Source organism: Caulobacter sp. GW821-FHT11E10, from assembly GCF_058808375.1.
The window spans coordinates 338,657-355,278 of record NZ_JBXARP010000001.1 but is presented as its reverse complement, the minus strand read 5'-3'; the positions used below and the strand labels follow the sequence as shown (position 1 = coordinate 355,278).

Here is a 16,622-nt window from a genome sequence, read left to right as displayed (position 1 = left end):
CGTTCCGCCCTTAAGCGGCGCTCTGAGCCAGGGCCAGGGGCGCGCCTTCGGGGCCGGACACCGGCTTTTCCATCAGGTCGGTGATCGCCGGGCCCTGGACGCGGAAGATGCCGCCGGCCTTGCAGGCCTCCAGCTCAACCGCCGAGGTCACATTGGCCACCGCCTGCGCCACTTCCTTGGCGGCGTAGGCGCCCTTGCGCTCGACGAACTTGAGGATCTGCTTCAGGCGGTCGTGCTCGGTCTCGCCCGACAGGACCAGGGTGATGCTGTCGACCAGCTCGGGCGGCAGGCCCTGGATCGGGAAGGTCGGATCGGCGATCCGCACGTCCATCCGGGAAAAGCTGCCCTTCAGGAACAGGCGCATCTGCTGCAGCATGCCGATCGAGGCCTCGCGCGGCGTGCAATAGATCGTCGCGGTCAGGCGCGGCTGCTGGTCCAGCGGGTAGCGCGACAGGCGGCTCTTATAGGCCTCCTGCGATGAGGGCGTGGTCAGGTTCCAGAAGCCGAACGGCACATGGACCTCGCCGAACGCCGCCGTCTTCAGCGCCGCCTGGGCGTCGGTCAGGGCGATCAGGTCGCGCTTCAGCAGCTTGGCGTCGTCTTCCGGCGCGGGGCCGATCAGATCGGCGCGCATGCCGATCGCGGACCCGACGAAAGCGCTTTCGGCCAGGTCATAGACGCCCCACCAGCCGGTTTCGGCGGGCGGCGGCGGGGCCGCGACCTTGGCGGCCTTGGCGAGGGGCGCTGGCCCTGGCTCGGACTTGGCGGAGGCCTTCGGGGCGATGATCTCGAGCGGGGCCGCGGGCTCGGCCGGCGAGGCCTCGACGGCGATCGGCGCGATGGAAATGGGCGCGGCCGGCTTCGGCTCGGGCGCGGGCTGGATCGCGATCGGCGCGGTCGCGGCGGGAACCGGAGCGGCGGCGGGGGCGATCGGGGCGAGAGCCGGGGCGGCCGGCGCGGCGGCCTTGGCCTTTTCGGCCGCGTAGGCCTTGGCCTCTTCGCGGGTGGCCGGCATCGGTTCGATGGAGTCGGCGGTGATGACGTGGACGCGGCCAGGATCGCCGCCATAGCCCTCGCCGGCCATCAGGCCCGCCAGTTCCTTCTGCGACAGGGCCGCGAACTGCAGCACCGCCTGTTCGTCGCCTTCGAAAGTCATCAGGGCGATTTGGCCGATCGGACGGCCCGGGAACAGGACCTTCTCCAGCTCGGCCGCCAGGCCCTGAACCTCGGTCGGATCCAGGTGCTCGACATTGTGGTCGGCCAGCACGAAAGCCAGGGGCGCGACGGCCCCGCACTTGCGCGGCGCGCGCCAGCGAGACTTCAGGAATGCGTCCGCAACCCCCTGCGCCTTGTGCTTGGGGACTTCACCCGGCCGGCTCTCGCCGTCGGCGGTGAACAGGATTCGCAGGCAAACGATGGCCGTCATGGGGCCAGACCCTAGGGCCTCATTATTTTAGAAGTCTTACAACCAGCGAGATAACGCCGTTTTATTTCCCGGGCCGTTCGAACGCCGGATTCCGCCTAGACGAAGGTCTCGCTGAGCCGGAATTCCAGCCGCTCGCGGATGGCCGGCCAGTCGTAGTCGGTGATCGAGAACACGGCGGTGTCGCGCACGTGGCCGGTCCAGGTGACCTTGTGGCTGCGCAGGACGCCTTCCTTGCTGGCGCCCAGCTTTTCCACGGCGGCCTGGCTGCGGGCGTTGCGAACGTCGACATTGAACTCGATGCGGATCGCCCCGGCGTTGAAGGCGTGGGCCAGCATCAGGCGCTTGCTCTCCGGATTGACCGGACCCGAGCGGGCGTCTGGGTTCAGAAAGGTCGAGCCGATCTCCAGCCCGCCATGCATGCGGCGGATATTGAGGTAGCTGGAGGTGCCGATCACCTGGCCGTCCGACAGGCGGCGGATAGCGAAGCCGACCCGCTCGCCCCGGTCGGTCTCGCCCTGCAGCTCGCCCCAGAAGTCATCGAAGCCCTCGCCGCAGCCATTGACCGACATGATCTCCCAGCTGGCGGGATCGCAGTCGATGGCGGCCTTCAGCTCGTCGCGGTGATCGACGGTGATCGGTTCGAGCCGGACGTAGCGGCCCTGCAGGATGTCGGCGGTCAGGTTCAGCATGGTGGTGTTTTCGGCCAGGAGCCGCGCCCTGACAACCCGGTTCGGCGTCTTTGACGCGACGTTAGGTCGCGTGCCCGCTTGCCGCCCGCGTCAGGCCGGTCTACAACCACTTCAAACAAGCGTTTGAGATACAAGAAAGCGGGTAGAGGGAACGCCATGGATTTCGACATCTCCCCCAAGCAGCGCGCCTTCCTGGATCGCGTCACCGCGTTCATGGAAGAGCACATCGTTCCGGCGATCCCGGTCTATGAGGCCGAGATGAACGTCCTCGGCGCCGAGCGCTGGAAGGTCGTCCAGGTCGTCGAGGAGCTGAAGGCCAAAGCCAAGGCCGCCGGCCTGTGGAACTTCTTCATGCCGCCGCACAGCGGCCAGGTTCACGTCGACGACACGTTCCAGTTCGAAGGCGTGCAGCTGACCAACCTGGAATACAGCCTGATCGCCGAGCAGCTCGGCAAGGTCGGCTTCGCCTCGGAGGTGTTCAACTGTTCCGCGCCCGACACGGGCAACATGGAAGTGCTGATGCGCTACGGCACGCTGGCGCAGAAGGAGCGCTGGCTGCGTCCGCTGATGAACGGCGAGATCCGCTCGGCCTTCCTGATGACCGAGCCGGCGGTGGCCAGCTCGGACGCCACCAATATCGAGACCCGCATCGAGCGCGACGGCGACCACTATGTGATCAACGGCCGCAAGTGGTGGTCCTCGGGCGTGGGCGATCCGCGCTGCAAGGTCGCCATCGTCATGGGCAAGACCGATCCCGACAACGCCAGTCGCCACCAGCAGCAGAGCCAGGTCCTGGTGCCGCTGGATGCGCCGGGTATCGAGATCGTCCGCATGTTGCCGGTGTTCGGCTATGACGACGCCCCGCACGGCCATGCCGAGGTCATTCTCAAGGACGTCCGCGTGCCGATCGAGGACGCCCTGCTGCTGGGCGAAGGCCGCGGCTTCGAGATCGCCCAGGGTCGCCTGGGCCCCGGCCGCATCCACCACTGCATGCGCACCATCGGCACGGCGGAAGTCGCGCTGGAGAAGATGTGCAAGCGCCTGATGAGCCGGAAGGCCTTCGGCAAGTACGTCTCGGACCACTCGGTGTGGGAAGAGCGGGTCGCCGACGCCCGCATCGACATCGAGATGTGCCGCCTGCTGTGCCTGAAGGCCGCCGACATGATGGACAAGGCCGGCAACAAGTCGGCCCGTCTGGAGATCGCCATGATCAAGGTCGCGGCCCCGCGCCTGGCTTTGAAGATCATCGACGACGCCATCCAGGCCCACGGCGGCGGCGGGGTGACCACCGACTTCGGCCTGGCCAAGGCCTATGCCGGCATCCGCACCCTGCGCCTGGCCGACGGCCCGGACGAGGTCCACCAGCGCACCATCGCCCGCATGGAGTACGGCAAGTACGGCGACCTGGTCTTCAAGCAGAAGGCCGAGAAGGAAGCCGCCATGCAGGTGCCGGGGATTCGTTGATTTCCCTTCTCCCCTTGCGGGAGAAGGTGGCAGCCGCAGGCTGACGGATGAGGGGTCGCTCTGGCGGCCCCTTTTTCGTGGGCGGCGGACAGGCCTATCAACCCCTCATCCGACCGCTTCGCGGCCACCTTCTCCCGCAAGGGGAGAAGGAAGAGCAAAATCCGGGCGGACACCCTCGTCGCCTCCGGCGATGATCGCTCCATGAGTCGCCCCGATCGCCTGATCCTGGACCGCGCGCCCTCGCCCATCGGCGAGCTGCTGATCGTCACCGACGAGGACGGCGCGCTGCGGGCGTTGGACTTTCACGACTATGAGCACCGGCTGGATCGCCTGTTGCGCACGCACTACGGCGCTTTGCGGCCTGACGCCGGTTCAGCGCCCGCCGCGATCCGCGAGGCCATGGCGGCCTATTTCGCGGGCGCGTTCGACACCCTGCGCGCCATCCCCTGGGCGACCAACGGCACGGCGTTCCAGCACGCGGTGTGGACGGCGCTGACGCAGATCCCGGCCGGCCAGACGATCACCTATTCAGAGCTGGCCCGTCGCGCCGGTCGTCCGGCCGCGATCCGCGCCGCCGGCCACGCCAACGGCGCCAACCCCTTGAGCATCGTCGCGCCCTGCCATCGGGTGATCGGCATGGACGGCTCGCTGACCGGCTACGGCGGCGGGATCGAACGCAAGCGCTGGCTGCTCGCCCACGAAGGGGCCGCGGAGGGCTAGACCAAGCCCACGCCGCGCACGAAGACCTTGCCGACCTGGAAGAACGGCAGGCTCAGGGTGATGCCGATCAGGCCGTTGAACACCATCGAGCCGGTGTTGAAGCGCCCGTCCGCGCCATCCAGCGCCGCCGACAGAGCCCGCCCCGCCGCCGCGCCCAGCCAGGCGACCGCCAGGGCCAGAGCCATGGCCGCGCCGATCCGGGGCTGGTAGCCGAGATAGAGCGCCGCCACGCCGTGCGAGGCGATCAGCACCCCGCCCAGCGCCCGGCCCTCGGCGAACAGCCGCGGCTTGGGCGTGTCTTCGTCGGCCAGGCCCGCCAGGCCCAGCATGGTCTGCGGCCGCGCCAGGATCATGCCGCCCAGGGTCCCGCCGATCACGCAGGCCAACACCGCCAGGAACAGCGACAGGACATAGCTCGACATGCGGCAGGCGCTCCCCTTTGGGTCTGGATCTAGTCCGGTGCGCGGCAGACGGCTTCGACGTTGAAGCCGTCCGGATCCAGCACGAACGCGCCGTAATAGTCTTTATCGTAATGTGGGCGAAGTCCGGGCGCGCCGTTATCGCGACCGCCGGCCTTCAGCGCGGCCGCGTGGAAGGCGTCGACCTCGGCCCGTGTCTTGGCGGCGAACGCGATGTGCAGCTTGCCCCGGGTGGCGTCCTGCTCGGCGACCCAGAACATCGGACGCACCTTGCCGTAGCCGACCGCGTCGACGCCGCCGGAAAATTCCTTGGGCACGACATAGAGCTGGCGGATGCCCAGCGGGGCCAGGGCGGCGTCATAAAAGGCCGTCGAACGCTGGAAATCGACGACTCCGAGCCCCATGTGGTCGAACATCGAAGCCCCTCCTTATTGGCCCTTCGCGAAAAGTTCGCGGGCGTCGTCCTTGACTCCCCCGAGCCCCCTGCCTAACTCACGCTCGGCGTTGGCACTCGACGAGGGCGACTGCTAACAGCAGCGCTCCCCTGAGCCAGCGAACCCTTTACACAAACCGTTCCGACGGAGAACACCAATGAAATTTCGTCCCCTGGGCGACCGCGTCCTCGTGAAGCGCGTCGAAGAAGAAACCAAGACCAAGGGCGGGATCATCATCCCCGACACCGCCAAGGAAAAGCCGCAGGAAGGCGAAGTCGTCGCCGTCGGCCCCGGCGCGCGCAACGACAAGGGCGACGTCGTCGCCCTGGACGTCAAGGCCGGTGACCGCATCCTGTTCGGCAAGTGGTCGGGCACGGAAGTGAAGGTCGACGGTCAGGACCTCCTGATCATGAAGGAAAGCGACGTCCTGGGCGTGGTCGAGGCCTAAGCCTCCTCCGTCCTCTTCGCTTTCGATACCCAGTTTCTCTTTTAGAAGGGCTCATACACATGGCCGCTAAAGACGTTTATTTCTCTTCGGACGCGCGCGACAAGATGCTGCGCGGCGTCAACATCCTCGCCAACGCGGTGAAGGTGACCCTGGGTCCCAAGGGCCGCAACGTGGTCATCGAAAAGTCGTTCGGCGCCCCGCGCTCGACCAAGGACGGCGTCTCGGTCGCCAAGGAAATCGAACTGGCTGACCGCTTCGAGAACCTCGGCGCGCAGATGATCCGCGAAGTCGCGTCGAAGACCAACGACAAGGCCGGTGACGGCACCACGACCGCCACGGTCCTGGCCCAAGCCATCGTCCAGGAAGGCCTCAAGTCGGTCGCCGCCGGCATGAACCCGATGGACCTGAAGCGCGGCATCGACAAGGCCGTGCACATCGTCGTCGACGAGATCAAGAAGTCGTCGAAGAAGGTCACCACCAACACCGAAATCGCTCAGGTCGGCACCATCTCGGCCAACGGCGACAAGGAAGTGGGCGACATGATCGCGCGCGCCATGGACAAGGTCGGCAACGAAGGCGTCATCACGGTTGAAGAAGCCAAGACCGCCGAGACCGAACTCGACGTCGTCGAAGGCATGCAGTTCGACCGCGGCTACCTGTCGCCGTACTTCATCACCAACGCCGACAAGATGGAAGTTCAGCTGGAAGAGCCGCTGATCCTCCTGTTCGAAAAGAAGCTGTCGTCGCTGCAGCCGCTGCTGCCGGTGCTGGAAGCCGTCGTTCAGTCGGGCCGTCCCCTGCTGATCATCGCCGAGGACGTCGAGGGCGAAGCCCTGGCGACCCTGGTCGTCAACAAGCTGCGTGGCGGCCTGCGCGTCGCCGCCGTCAAGGCTCCGGGCTTCGGCGATCGCCGCAAGGCCATGCTGGAAGACCTGGCCATCCTGACCGGCGCTCAAGTCGTGTCGGAAGACCTGGGCATCAAGCTCGAGAACGTGTCGCTCGACATGCTCGGCAAGGCCAAGAAGGTCTCGATCACCAAGGACGACACCACGATCGTGGACGGCATCGGTGAGAAGGACGCGATCGAAGCCCGTATCGCCCAGATCAAGCGCCAGATCGAAGACACCACGTCGGACTACGACAAGGAAAAGCTGCAAGAGCGTCTGGCCAAGCTGGCCGGCGGCGTTGCGGTCATCCGTGTCGGCGGCTCGACCGAAGTCGAAGTGAAGGAAAAGAAGGACCGCGTCGACGACGCCCTCAACGCGACCCGCGCGGCCGCCGATGAAGGCATCGTCCCGGGCGGCGGCACGGCTCTGCTGAAGGCTTCGCAAGCCCTGGCCGGCCTGACCGGCGACAACGCCGACCAGACCGCTGGCATCGCCATCGTCCGTCGCGCCCTGCAGGCCCCGATCCGTCAGATCGCCGAAAACGCCGGCGTCGAAGGCTCGATCGTGGTCGGCAAGGTCCTGGAAAGCACCAGCGCCTCGTTCGGCTTTAACGCCCAGACCGAGCAGTATGTCGACCTGATCGCCGACGGCGTCATCGACCCGGCCAAGGTTGTCCGCACGGCTCTGCAAGACGCCGCTTCGGTGGCCGGCCTGCTGATCACGACGGAAGCCGCCATCGTCGAAGCCCCGAAGAAGAACGCCGGTGGCGCTCCGGGCGGCGGCATGCCGGGCGGCATGGGTGACATGGACTTCTAAGAAGTCTCGTCAGCCATCTGCTGAAAACGAGAAGGGCGGGGCCGCGAGGCTCCGCCCTTTTTCGTTGTTCGCGTAACGCCGGTCTAAAATTCCCGTGATGAGCGATTCATGGCGGATCCAAGGCGGCCCATTCGCGTTAACGTCTCGGCAAGATCTGAGAGCATGGAGGCGGTGATGTCGTTCGTGCGTTTGTCCCCTAGCTATCGTCGGCGCCGGACGTCCAAGACGACGCTGGTCGTGTTCGCCCTTTCGGCCTGGCTCTTCCTGGGCCTGGTCAGTCAGGCCGCGTTCCAGCTGATCGGCTGACCCCCGACTTACCGGGGCCCTTTGCGCCGGGCCGCGCGGACGCTACATCCGAGGGATGCTGCGCCAACGCCCCGACGCCGATCTCATTGTTCAAGGCTGGGTCATCGGCGTCATGGTCGAGGTCGCGGGCGAGCGCGTGCCTGTCCGCCACTACTTCGCCGTCGGCAAGGCCGACCGGGCCCAGGCCGAATGGGCGGCCGTGGACCTGGCGATGAATGCCGGATCGGTCGCCTCCAGCCCCGTGAACGGAAACGAGCCCGTCGAGGCGCTGCGCGAGATCGTCGCCTATCGCATGCGCGACCTGGGCCTGAAGTCCGGCGAGGCGCGGGCCCTCGGTGACAAGAACCCGCGTCGCTGGCTGTCTCTCTAGCTTAGTGGCGCTTACCGCCAGCTCTCTAGCTTAGTGGCGCTTGCCGCCACCGCAGCCGCCGCAACCGCCGCCGCCACGACCGCTGACGCCGACGCGGACCGAGGCTGACGCCGCCGCGGACGCCGAGGCCGAGGCCGAGCTGGAGGCGTAGCCTCCCGCATGGCCGCCGGCGAATCCGCCGCCGCCGATCAGGCCGACGCCGCCATAGCCGCCACCGCCGCCACCCGACATCCGGCCGACATAGCCCATCGGCAGCGGCGGAGGCTCGACATAGTAGCCCCAGGCCGAAGCCGGCGCGGCGTTGGCGTTCCAGCCGCCGCCAGCGCCATAGCGCGAGCTCGAATAGCCGCCGCCATAGGACGAACCGCCATACGACGAGCTCTCATAGCTCTCTTCGTAGCGCGAGCTCTCGGACTCATAGCTTTCCTCGCGCATCTCGACGGCCGCGCCGCCGCGATAGTCGCGATATTCCCGGCGCGGACCGCAGTCGCATTCACGACGCGGCGGCGGGGCGCGGTCCACATAGACCTTGCGCTCGATATAGACGGGCTTCTCGACGATCCGATCGACCGGGACGCGGACGACGCGATCCACCGGGACCTCGACGCGCTTTTCGATGATGCGGTCGACGGGGACCTCGACGATCTTCTCGACCGGGACCCGGACGATCCGCTCCACCGGAACCTCGACCCGCTTCTCGATGATCCGGTCAACGGGAACCTCGACGCGTTTTTCGACGTAGACCGGCTTCTCGACGATGCGTTCGACGGGCACCTGGACGATGCGCTCGACCGGCACCTCGATGCGCTTCTCGATATAGACGGGACGGTCGATCACCTTCTCGACGATCTGGGTCACGGGGCGATCGACATAGACCGCCACCTTCTTTTCCACGACGACCGGCTTTTCCACGACGACCTGACGGTCGACATAGACGACGCGGGTGCGGGGCTTGGGCGCGGGGGCTCGTTTCGGCACAGCGGCCTTGCGCACCGGCGCGGCGGGGAAGCCATCGGCGAACGCGGGCGCGACCATCATGGCGCTCGCGAAAACGGCGGTCACGCCGGCGAATAGAACGGTCCGGAGGGTCATTCTCGACCTCGCTACGAAAAGCTGCGCTGTCCCACGGCGGGACGACTCCCCCTGGCCGCCGCAATCATCGGGCCAAGCCGCGTCGAGCCCTCTTGGCGAGCGCCGTTCTTTTGGCCATGCTCCGCTCCAAACAAGCGTTTGAGCCCAGACGGGGCCAAGTCTTGGGGAGATGACGATGGCGAAGATCTTGATGGCCTTGGGCCTGACCGCGGGCCTAGCCCTGACCACCCTGGCCTGCGCCCAGACGCCCGCCGCCCCGACCACGCCCAACGACTACGGCAAGACCGAGAACTGGCTGTGCCTGCCCGGTCGCGCGGACGCCTGCGCGGTCGACCAGACCACCACGATCGTCCAAGCCGACGGCAAGACCTCGGTCGAGGCCTTCAAGGCCACCACCGGCGCCGCCTACGACTGTTTCTATGTCTATCCGACGGTCTCGACCGACCCGGGCGGCAACAGCGACATGACCATCGACGACGCCGAGCGGCGGGTGGTCGAGCAGCAGCTGGCCCGCTTCACCGGCCAATGCCGGGTGTTCGCGCCGATGTATCGCCAGGTGACCCTGGCGGCGCTGCGCGCGGTGATGATGGGCCAGCCTTCGCCGGGCAACGGCGCCCTGGCCTATGGCGACGTCCGCGACGCCTGGAACTGGTACCTGACGCATGAGAACAAGGGCCGGGGCGTGGTCCTGATGGGCCACAGCCAGGGCTCGCGCATGCTGCTGGACCTGCTGAAGAACGAGGTCGACGGCAAGCCCGCGCAGAAGCAGATGATCTCGGCCTATGTCATCGGCATGAACACGCCGGTCGCGGACGGCAAGTTCGGCTCGATCCCGCTGTGCGCCAAGGCCGATCAGGCCGGCTGCCTGGTCACCTATGTCTCGTTCCGCGACAGCAGCCCGCCGCCGGCCAACAGCCGCTTCGGCAAGACCGACGACCAGGGCCGTCGCGCCGGCTGCGTGAACCCCGCCGCCCTGCTGGCCGGCAAGGCCTCGACGGATGAGACCCCGGTTCACGCCTATCTGAGCAGCAAGGCCTTCCTCTCGAGCGCGACGCCGAAGCCGTTCGCCAAGGACCTGACGGTGTCGACGCCGTTCGTCGCCCTGCCCGGGCTACTGTCGGCCCGCTGTGTCAGCGAAGGCGACTTCACCTATCTCGCCGTCAAGGTGAACGCCGATCCGGCCGACCCGCGCACCGACGAAATCAGCGGCGACGTCGTGGTGGCTGGCAACATCCTCAAGGATTGGGGCCTGCACCTGATCGACGTGAACGTGGAGATGGGCGACATGAACCGCCTGGTGGCGCGTCAGGCCAAGGCCTACGCGGGACGCTAGGGCCTCGTTTCTTCCCACCGGCCCTAGCGCCATTTCTCACCGGTAGCGCGTCGACGGCGCTCCGGCCCACGCAAGGCGCGCGGCGGCTATTTTGGACCCGCCGCCGCCTTGAACACGGTCGCGCCCAGCAGCATCACGATCACGAAGCCGAGCAGGAACAGGAAGAACAGGATCTTGGCGACACCGGCCGCCGCGCCCGCGATCCCCGTGAAGCCGAGCGCGCCGGCGATCAGGGCGACGATGGCGAGGATGATGGCCCACTTGAGCATCTGTATTTCCTTCGAGGGACGCCTGACGGCGTCGGTTGTAGAAAAATCCCAGAGGCGTCGGAACGGCGCCGGTGAAAAATCAACGTCTCGTCCGCGCACGGCGTTCCTTGTTTTCGCCGCCCGGCGCCGCTAACTCGAAGCCATGGCCTCCAAGCCCGAAAGCCCGACCGAACCCTTCAAGCGCGCCCTGGCGCACGCGGCCCGCTCGCTTGCCGAGACGGCTGATCTCGAAGTCGTGTTCTCGGGCGATGGTCCCCAGCTGCTGGGCAAGCGGGCCGTGCTGCCGCACCCGCCGCGCGACCTCTCGTCCAAGGAAGCCTCGCGCATCCGCGGCCTGGCCGACCAGATGGCCCTGCGCCTGGCCAATCACGATCCGGTCGCCCACGCCCGCGCCCGGCCCAGCTCGCCCGACGGCCAGGCGGCCTTCGAGTCGATCGAGCAGGCGCGGCTGGAAGCGATCGGCGCCAACGCCCTGGGCGGCGTCCGCCAGAACCTGACGGCCGCCCTCGAGGCGCGGCTGGAGAAGCAGGGCCTGACCCGCGCCGTCGCCACCGACCTCCAGTCCGCCCCCATGGCCGAGATCCTGGGCCTGATGGTCCGCGAACGCCTGACCGGCGACGCCCCGCCCGACGGGGCCAAGGCCCTGGTCGACATCCTGCGCAACGACATCGAGATGAAGGCGGGCAAGGACCTCGACCGCCTGGCCGCCGCCATCAACGACCAGGCCGCCTTCGCCCGGGTGACCCGCGAGATCCTGCGCGACCTCGACCTGGGCGAGGAGATGTCCGAGGCCACCGAGAGCTCGGACGAGGACGAGGGCGAGGACGACAATCCGACCGAGAACTCCGACGAGGATCAGGGCGAGGGCGAGGGCGAACAGCCGGAAGGCTCCTCCCCGCAGGAGAGCGAAAGCTCGGACCGCGAGACCGAGGCCGGCGACGAGGAAATGGTCCAGTCGGACCAGGACGGCGAGGTCGAGGAGAGCGACGAGACGCCCGACATGGGCGACGGCGCCAAGCCCGCCCGTCCCGACACCGGCCCGTCGCAGGGCGGCGAGCCGCTCTACAAGATCTTCACCACGGCCCATGACGAGATCGTCCACGCCGAGGACCTGTGCGACGCCGAGGAGCTGACCCGGCTGCGGGCCTATCTCGACCAGCAGCTGACCGCGCTTTCCAGTGTCGTCTCGCGCCTGGCCAACAAGCTGCAGCGCCGCCTGCTGGCCCAGCAGAACCGCGCCTGGACCTTCGATCTCGAGGAAGGGATGCTGGACGTCGCCCGCCTGACGCGGGTGATCATCGACCCGACCGCGCCGCTGTCCTTCAAACAGGAAGAGGACCAGGAGTTCCGCGACACGGTCGTGACCCTGCTGATCGACAATTCCGGCTCGATGCGCGGGCGGCCGATCATGGTGGCGGCGATCTGCGCCGACATCCTGGCGCGCACGCTCGAGCGCTGCGGGGTCAAGACCGAGGTGCTGGGCTTCACCACCCGGGCCTGGAAGGGTGGAACCGGGCGCGACGAGTGGATCAAGGCCGGCAAGCCGGCCGCGCCGGGCCGCCTGAACGACCTGCGTCACATCATCTACAAGGCCGCGGATGCGCCTTGGAGAAGGGCCCGCAAGAACCTGGGCCTGATGATGCGCGAGGGTCTCCTGAAGGAGAACATCGACGGCGAGGCCCTGATGTGGGCCCACCAGCGCATCATCGCCCGGCCTGAAGCCCGCCGCATTCTGATGGTGATTTCCGATGGCGCGCCGGTGGACGACTCCACCCTGAGCGTGAACTCGGGCCACTATCTGGAGCGTCACTTGCGCCATGTCATCGGTGAGATCGAGGGCAAGAGCCCCGTGGAGCTGATCGCCATCGGCATCGGCCACGACGTCACGCGCTACTACCGCCGCGCCGTCACCATCGTCGACGTCGAGCAGCTGGGCGGGGTGCTGGTCGAGCAGCTGGCCGCCCTGTTCGAGGAGGAGCCGCGCGCGGTGAAGCGAGCGCGCGGCCTGCTGGCCCCGCCGCCGGTGGTCACGCCCCAGGCCGCGAAGGCGCCGAAAGCCGCCAAGGTCACGGCGTGATCGGACTGCGCTCGGTCCTCGTCCTGGGCCTGGTCGGCGGCATAGGCGGCTTCGCCACCCAGTGCGCGCCGCGCAAGCCGCCGCCGGCTCCCATGGTCCCCGCCGCGCCGGTCAAGGCCGGGCCCGAGATCACGCTGGCGACGACGCCCGTGCCGCTGGACGCTTCCAATCCGGCCAAGACCATGGTCGAGGGCTTCACCTATGCCGGGGGCCTGGTCGTCACCAGCGCCAGCACCACGCGGCTGCACGGCCTGTCGGACCTGGCGGTTGGGGCCGACGGCCAGCTGACGGCGATCACCGACGACGGCGACCTGTTCGACGCCCGGCTGCAGCTGGACGCCACGGGCCGTCTGGTCGGCCTGACCGACGGCAAGCTGCGGCCACTGACCGGCCTGGACGGCCAGCCGCTGCAAGGCAAGCAACAGACCGACGCCGAGGGCATGGCGATCCTGGCCAATGGCGACCGCCTGATCAGCTTCGAGCGCAATCACCGGATCTGGCTCTATCCGGCCGGCCCCAACGGGACCCTGGGCACGCCGCGCCCGGCGCCCAAGCCCGCCACCGTCTTCCCCGACAACGAAGGCATGGAGGCCATCTCGGCCTATCCCGCCGCCGGCCCCGACGCCTATCTGGTCGGCGGCGAGGAGGGCGAGGCCTGGCTGTGCCGCCTGTCGGCCGACTGCAAGTCGCTGCCGCCGCAGTCGGGACCCGACTTCACCTGGGGGCTGACCGCCTTCTCGCCCTTCGCCGGCCCGGCGGTCGCGACCCTGCATCGGGGCCTGGATCCGGTGCGCGGTTGGCGCGCCGTGGTGCGCTTCATCTCGGACCCGACCCTGCCGCTCGCCCGGCAGCGGACCGCCGCGTCGTTGCATGTCGAAGGGGCCATGCCGCGCGACAATTTCGAGGGCCTGGCCCTGACCCGCTCGCCCAGCGGCGGCACGCGGCTCTACCTGGTCTCGGACGACCGCGCGATCGGCAACCAGCGCACCCTGCTGCTGGCTTTCGACTGGACTCCGCCGCCTCCGCCGCCGCCCGTCCCCGCCAAGCCGGCGAAGAAGCCTGTTCGCAAGCGCTAAGCCGTTTCGTCTCGTACGAGATCGTTTCGTTGGCAACTATATGATAATGTTGGTATTTTTTGTCGCAGTAGCGCTTTCGCACTTGCAATAGACACCGGTGTCACGTACCCATTGCCTCGACGGGCCACGAGGGCGAGAACCTGAGGCCGTCAGAGGAACGCGTCGGGAGGCGGTTGAACTCAACCTCCTTTCCGGGACTATCAACATGATCCGTCTGCTCGTTATCGCCATCTCGGCCCTGATGGCCACCACGGCCGCCACCTCGGCCAGCGCCGGTGAAATCACCATCAAGGTGGCCGGTCGCGCCACCGCCGAAGTGCACGCCGACATCGTTGGCGCCGCCAAGCAACTCTGCCAGGAAGACCTGGTCGGCACTCCGTTCGCTTCGGACCTCGCGCCCTACTGCGTGCGTGAAGTCGCTCGTGAAGCGATCGCCCGCACCAAGAGCAGCGAGCTGGTCGCCTATGACCGCGCCCAAGGCCGCAGCGTGTATTTCATGCGCGTCGCCAGCCGCTAAGCCGCACGCTCACTGAGCTGAAGAGGCCCGCGAAACTCCGGTTTCGCGGGCTTTTTCACGCCTGCAATCGGTTGTTCGCGCGCGAACTATTCTATTTTGCGCGCGAAGCACGCAATGCAACATAATCGTTGATAACCCATGAGAACGTTGCTATAAGAAACGGGACGATCCAACACGGCGACAGACCGGGACGGGGCGTCAGGGGAACGCGTCTGGAGGTGGTTGATCACAACCCCCTTTCGGAACCATCGAGATGATCCGCTCCATCGTTCTGGCCGCTTCGGCCATCGCTCTGTTCGCCGCCGCTCCCGCCTCGGCCGGCGAAATTCGCGTCAAGGTCGCCGGCAAGTCGGCCGCCGAAGTCCGCGCCGAAATCGTCAAGGCCGCCTCGACCGTGTGCTGGGCCGACGTCCGTGGCGAAGCCCTCGCCGGTTACCTGTACCCGGCCTGCATCCGCGCCTCGGTCAACGACGCCGTGTCGAAGATCAACAACCCGGCCCTGACCGCCTACAACACGGCCAACCCGGCTTCGGGCGCTGTTGTCGCCCGCTAACCGGCGATCACGACCACTAAGCTTTCAAACCCGCCGCGGCTTAAGTCGCGGCGGGTTTTGCTTGTCTGGCGCTTGGCGTCCATGATCGGCGGCTCTGGCCCAGAGCGTGGAGCTTGCCCACTTTGATGCCCGCCCTGCCCTCACGATGGATCGCCGGCGGCCTTGTGGCGCTCGCCTCGGGGATGCTGGCCGGCTGCGCGTCCATTCCCAGCGCCTGTCCCGCGCCCAGCCAGCCGACGCAATGGGCGCAGCTGGCGTTCGGGCGCGCCATCGGCGACCAGGGCCTCGTCGGCGACGAGGACTTCCAGCGGTTCGTCGACACCGAAGTCACCCCGCGCTTTCCCGACGGGCTGACCATCGTCGAGGCGCGCGGTCAGTGGCGCGGCAAGGACGGGCGCATCCTGCGCGAACCCAGCAAGATCCTGATGCTGGCCCTGCCGCCCGGCGCGGCCAGCCTGCGGAAGGTCGACGAGGTGCGCGCGGCCTATACGCGGGCCTTCCACCAGGAGTCGGTGATGCTCCTGACCCAGCCGGCCTGCCTGGCCTTCTGACACGACGAAAAGCCCGCCGGGATCGCTCCCGGCGGGCTTTCAGTCGTCGGTAGACCGTAAAGCCTTAGGCGGCTTGAGCGGTCGCGGCGGCCTTGGCCTTGGCCTTGACCTGCGACTTGATCTTCAGGGCGCGCGGCGACAGCTGCTCGTCCTTGGCGCCCAGCAGGAACACGTCCAGGCCGCCCTTGAAGTCCAGGGTGCGCAGGGCCGCGTTGCTGATGCGCAGCTTGAAGCTCTGGCCCAGCGACTCCGACTGGAGCGTGGCGGGCGACAGGGCCGGCAGGAAGCGGCGCTTGGTCTTGATGTTCGAGTGGCTCACATTGTGGCCGACCATCGGACCGATACCGGTAAGTTCGCAACGGCGCGACATGGTGGTTACCTTGGCTTGGGCGAAGCCGCCGGACTCTGTGAAGAGCGTGGCCCCGATAAGATATGAATTCGGACACACGGTTGGACCAGGCCGACCGCGCGAGAGCGGGCGATATAGGCGAAGGCCCGCCTATGAGTCAAGGCTGGTCTGGCCCCTCGCGCCAAGGAACTCTCGCATCCGCGAAGGAACCCCGCGCCTCACCGGCGCCTTCAAGCACGGTTCATCTGGCTCTCTATATAGGAGCGGCATGAAGGAGACCCGCCGTATGCGTTCGACCGCCCTCGCCGCTTCCGCCCTGGCGCTCTGCTCGGGCCTCGCCCTGGCCGGGTTCAGCCTGGCCCAGCCGGTGGTCCGCGCCCCGGCCCGAGCCGCTGTGAAGACGACGATTCTCCCCGGTCATTGGGAGTACGGCTACAAGCTGGCCGGCATCCCGGTCAGCAGCGAGACCAAGTGCCTCAAGCCCGCCGACGTCGAGCAGTTCTCGCGCGGCATCTGCACCCGCCGCTATCGCTGCGACTACACGACCAATGTCGTCTCGAACGGCAAGATCCAGCTGAAGGGCACCTGGACCGACAAGAAGGACCGCGTCTCGCCGGTCACGGCCGACGGGACGTACGCGCCCGAGAGCTTCAAGATGGATATCCATATCAAGACGATCAGCGGCATGCCCCTGGCCGGCAGCCTCAGCGCCAAGCGCGTCGCGGCCGAGTGTCCGCCTGAAGAGAAGCCCGGGGAAACGGCCGGAAAGTAGCCGCCGCCTTCTGAAACCAATTTGTGGTTAACCGGCTTTAAGCTACAATCCCTT

At 67.5% G+C, this 16,622-nt stretch carries 20 protein-coding genes; 13 read left to right on the top strand and 7 right to left on the bottom strand.

Annotated elements, in window-relative coordinates:
- Positions 1 to 10 precede the first annotated feature (10 nt).
- Both AC1RRV_RS01660 and AC1RRV_RS01655 read right to left on the bottom strand, forming a co-directional pair.
- A complete protein-coding gene (locus AC1RRV_RS01660) occupies positions 11 to 1,426 on the bottom strand; it encodes a hypothetical protein (protein WP_492857840.1) in 1,416 nt (471 codons plus the stop codon).
- A gap of 95 nt (positions 1,427 to 1,521) precedes the next feature.
- The gene (locus AC1RRV_RS01655) at positions 1,522 to 2,115 is read right to left on the bottom strand and encodes a GNAT family N-acetyltransferase (RefSeq protein ID WP_492857839.1); all 594 of its coding nucleotides are present in this window, start codon (positions 2,113 to 2,115) and stop codon (positions 1,522 to 1,524) included.
- Between the two features lie 156 nt (positions 2,116 to 2,271).
- Between AC1RRV_RS01655 and AC1RRV_RS01650 the strand changes: the two genes are divergently transcribed.
- Complete coding sequence (locus AC1RRV_RS01650) at positions 2,272 to 3,579, top strand: acyl-CoA dehydrogenase family protein (protein WP_492857838.1); 1,308 nt, start codon at positions 2,272 to 2,274, stop codon at positions 3,577 to 3,579.
- A gap of 201 nt (positions 3,580 to 3,780) precedes the next feature.
- A complete protein-coding gene (locus AC1RRV_RS01645) occupies positions 3,781 to 4,299 on the top strand; it encodes a methylated-DNA--[protein]-cysteine S-methyltransferase (protein ID WP_492857837.1) in 519 nt (172 codons plus the stop codon).
- Here the strand turns inward: AC1RRV_RS01645 and AC1RRV_RS01640 are convergent.
- Entirely contained in the window at positions 4,296 to 4,721 is a 426-nt protein-coding gene (locus AC1RRV_RS01640; RefSeq protein ID WP_492857836.1) for a DUF4345 family protein, read from the bottom strand. The genes AC1RRV_RS01645 and AC1RRV_RS01640 overlap by 4 nt on opposite strands.
- Positions 4,722 to 4,750: 29 nt before the next feature.
- On the bottom strand, positions 4,751 to 5,134 hold the full coding sequence (locus tag AC1RRV_RS01635) for a VOC family protein (protein WP_492857835.1): 384 nt from the start codon (positions 5,132 to 5,134) through the stop codon (positions 4,751 to 4,753).
- A 175-nt stretch (positions 5,135 to 5,309) separates the two neighbouring features.
- Here AC1RRV_RS01635 and groES point away from each other — a divergent pair, with 175 nt between their 5' ends.
- From groES to AC1RRV_RS01615, 4 genes are all read left to right on the top strand, one after another.
- Positions 5,310 to 5,600 (top strand): co-chaperone GroES, encoded by a 291-nt coding sequence (gene groES / locus AC1RRV_RS01630; RefSeq protein WP_010918572.1) that lies wholly within the window; start codon positions 5,310 to 5,312, stop codon positions 5,598 to 5,600.
- Positions 5,601 to 5,659: 59 nt separating this feature from the next.
- Positions 5,660 to 7,303 carry a chaperonin GroEL gene (gene groL, locus AC1RRV_RS01625; RefSeq protein ID WP_492857834.1) on the top strand — a complete coding sequence of 548 codons (1,644 nt, stop codon included), beginning with the start codon at positions 5,660 to 5,662 and terminating at the stop codon, positions 7,301 to 7,303.
- 174 nt (positions 7,304 to 7,477) lie between these two features.
- Positions 7,478 to 7,609: a hypothetical protein gene (locus AC1RRV_RS01620; RefSeq protein WP_492857833.1), complete on the top strand. Its 132-nt coding sequence runs from the start codon at positions 7,478 to 7,480 to the stop codon at positions 7,607 to 7,609.
- A 55-nt stretch (positions 7,610 to 7,664) separates the two neighbouring features.
- Positions 7,665 to 7,979: a hypothetical protein gene (locus AC1RRV_RS01615; RefSeq protein WP_492857832.1), complete on the top strand. Its 315-nt coding sequence runs from the start codon at positions 7,665 to 7,667 to the stop codon at positions 7,977 to 7,979.
- A gap of 30 nt (positions 7,980 to 8,009) precedes the next feature.
- Here the strand turns inward: AC1RRV_RS01615 and AC1RRV_RS01610 are convergent, their stop codons facing one another.
- Complete coding sequence (locus AC1RRV_RS01610) at positions 8,010 to 9,071, bottom strand: IMCp domain-containing protein (protein ID WP_492857831.1); 1,062 nt, start codon at positions 9,069 to 9,071, stop codon at positions 8,010 to 8,012.
- 175 nt (positions 9,072 to 9,246) lie between these two features.
- Between AC1RRV_RS01610 and AC1RRV_RS01605 the strand changes: the two genes are divergently transcribed.
- Positions 9,247 to 10,404 (top strand): DUF3089 domain-containing protein, encoded by a 1,158-nt coding sequence (locus AC1RRV_RS01605; RefSeq protein ID WP_492857830.1) that lies wholly within the window; start codon positions 9,247 to 9,249, stop codon positions 10,402 to 10,404.
- Between the two features lie 86 nt (positions 10,405 to 10,490).
- Here the strand turns inward: AC1RRV_RS01605 and AC1RRV_RS01600 are convergent, their stop codons facing one another.
- Positions 10,491 to 10,673 carry a DUF1328 family protein gene (locus AC1RRV_RS01600; RefSeq protein WP_492857829.1) on the bottom strand — a complete coding sequence of 61 codons (183 nt, stop codon included), beginning with the start codon at positions 10,671 to 10,673 and terminating at the stop codon, positions 10,491 to 10,493.
- Between the two features lie 142 nt (positions 10,674 to 10,815).
- Between AC1RRV_RS01600 and cobT the strand changes: the two genes are divergently transcribed.
- From cobT to AC1RRV_RS01575, 5 genes are all read left to right on the top strand, one after another.
- Positions 10,816 to 12,750 carry a cobaltochelatase subunit CobT gene (gene cobT / locus AC1RRV_RS01595; protein ID WP_492857828.1) on the top strand — a complete coding sequence of 645 codons (1,935 nt, stop codon included), beginning with the start codon at positions 10,816 to 10,818 and terminating at the stop codon, positions 12,748 to 12,750.
- Positions 12,747 to 13,826: an esterase-like activity of phytase family protein gene (locus AC1RRV_RS01590; RefSeq protein ID WP_492857827.1), complete on the top strand. Its 1,080-nt coding sequence runs from the start codon at positions 12,747 to 12,749 to the stop codon at positions 13,824 to 13,826. Before cobT ends, AC1RRV_RS01590 begins: the two co-directional genes overlap by 4 nt.
- A gap of 205 nt (positions 13,827 to 14,031) precedes the next feature.
- Complete coding sequence (locus tag AC1RRV_RS01585; RefSeq protein WP_492857826.1) at positions 14,032 to 14,343, top strand: hypothetical protein; 312 nt, start codon at positions 14,032 to 14,034, stop codon at positions 14,341 to 14,343.
- Positions 14,344 to 14,596: 253 nt separating this feature from the next.
- On the top strand, positions 14,597 to 14,896 hold the full coding sequence (locus AC1RRV_RS01580; protein WP_492857825.1) for a hypothetical protein: 300 nt from the start codon (positions 14,597 to 14,599) through the stop codon (positions 14,894 to 14,896).
- Positions 14,897 to 15,021: 125 nt separating this feature from the next.
- Positions 15,022 to 15,447, top strand: a complete 426-nt coding sequence (locus AC1RRV_RS01575; protein WP_492857824.1) for a DUF3574 domain-containing protein — start codon at positions 15,022 to 15,024, stop codon at positions 15,445 to 15,447.
- 64 nt (positions 15,448 to 15,511) lie between these two features.
- Here the strand turns inward: AC1RRV_RS01575 and rpmB are convergent, their stop codons facing one another.
- The gene (gene rpmB, locus AC1RRV_RS01570; RefSeq protein ID WP_492857823.1) at positions 15,512 to 15,817 is read right to left on the bottom strand and encodes a 50S ribosomal protein L28; all 306 of its coding nucleotides are present in this window, start codon (positions 15,815 to 15,817) and stop codon (positions 15,512 to 15,514) included.
- A gap of 265 nt (positions 15,818 to 16,082) precedes the next feature.
- On the opposite strand from rpmB, the gene AC1RRV_RS01565 reads away from it, so the two are divergent.
- Positions 16,083 to 16,568, top strand: a complete 486-nt coding sequence (locus AC1RRV_RS01565; protein WP_492857822.1) for a DUF3617 domain-containing protein — start codon at positions 16,083 to 16,085, stop codon at positions 16,566 to 16,568.
- Positions 16,569 to 16,622 lie beyond the last annotated feature (54 nt).

What these genes read in the sequence shown, in the direction of transcription:
- AC1RRV_RS01660 (WP_492857840.1), bottom strand. Translation starts at nt 1,426, where the DNA reads ATGACGGCCATCGTTTGCCTGCGAATCCTGTTCACCGCCGACGGCGAG.
- AC1RRV_RS01655 (WP_492857839.1), bottom strand. Translation starts at nt 2,115, where the DNA reads ATGCTGAACCTGACCGCCGACATCCTGCAGGGCCGCTACGTCCGGCTC.
- AC1RRV_RS01650 (WP_492857838.1), top strand. Translation starts at nt 2,272, where the DNA reads ATGGATTTCGACATCTCCCCCAAGCAGCGCGCCTTCCTGGATCGCGTC.
- AC1RRV_RS01645 (WP_492857837.1), top strand. Translation starts at nt 3,781, where the DNA reads ATGAGTCGCCCCGATCGCCTGATCCTGGACCGCGCGCCCTCGCCCATC.
- AC1RRV_RS01640 (WP_492857836.1), bottom strand. Translation starts at nt 4,721, where the DNA reads ATGTCGAGCTATGTCCTGTCGCTGTTCCTGGCGGTGTTGGCCTGCGTG.
- AC1RRV_RS01635 (WP_492857835.1), bottom strand. Translation starts at nt 5,134, where the DNA reads ATGTTCGACCACATGGGGCTCGGAGTCGTCGATTTCCAGCGTTCGACG.
- groES (WP_010918572.1), top strand. Translation starts at nt 5,310, where the DNA reads ATGAAATTTCGTCCCCTGGGCGACCGCGTCCTCGTGAAGCGCGTCGAA.
- groL (WP_492857834.1), top strand. Translation starts at nt 5,660, where the DNA reads ATGGCCGCTAAAGACGTTTATTTCTCTTCGGACGCGCGCGACAAGATG.
- AC1RRV_RS01620 (WP_492857833.1), top strand. Translation starts at nt 7,478, where the DNA reads ATGTCGTTCGTGCGTTTGTCCCCTAGCTATCGTCGGCGCCGGACGTCC.
- AC1RRV_RS01615 (WP_492857832.1), top strand. Translation starts at nt 7,665, where the DNA reads ATGCTGCGCCAACGCCCCGACGCCGATCTCATTGTTCAAGGCTGGGTC.
- AC1RRV_RS01610 (WP_492857831.1), bottom strand. Translation starts at nt 9,071, where the DNA reads ATGACCCTCCGGACCGTTCTATTCGCCGGCGTGACCGCCGTTTTCGCG.
- AC1RRV_RS01605 (WP_492857830.1), top strand. Translation starts at nt 9,247, where the DNA reads ATGGCGAAGATCTTGATGGCCTTGGGCCTGACCGCGGGCCTAGCCCTG.
- AC1RRV_RS01600 (WP_492857829.1), bottom strand. Translation starts at nt 10,673, where the DNA reads ATGCTCAAGTGGGCCATCATCCTCGCCATCGTCGCCCTGATCGCCGGC.
- cobT (WP_492857828.1), top strand. Translation starts at nt 10,816, where the DNA reads ATGGCCTCCAAGCCCGAAAGCCCGACCGAACCCTTCAAGCGCGCCCTG.
- AC1RRV_RS01585 (WP_492857826.1), top strand. Translation starts at nt 14,032, where the DNA reads ATGATCCGTCTGCTCGTTATCGCCATCTCGGCCCTGATGGCCACCACG.
- AC1RRV_RS01580 (WP_492857825.1), top strand. Translation starts at nt 14,597, where the DNA reads ATGATCCGCTCCATCGTTCTGGCCGCTTCGGCCATCGCTCTGTTCGCC.
- AC1RRV_RS01575 (WP_492857824.1), top strand. Translation starts at nt 15,022, where the DNA reads ATGCCCGCCCTGCCCTCACGATGGATCGCCGGCGGCCTTGTGGCGCTC.
- rpmB (WP_492857823.1), bottom strand. Translation starts at nt 15,817, where the DNA reads ATGTCGCGCCGTTGCGAACTTACCGGTATCGGTCCGATGGTCGGCCAC.
- AC1RRV_RS01565 (WP_492857822.1), top strand. Translation starts at nt 16,083, where the DNA reads ATGCGTTCGACCGCCCTCGCCGCTTCCGCCCTGGCGCTCTGCTCGGGC.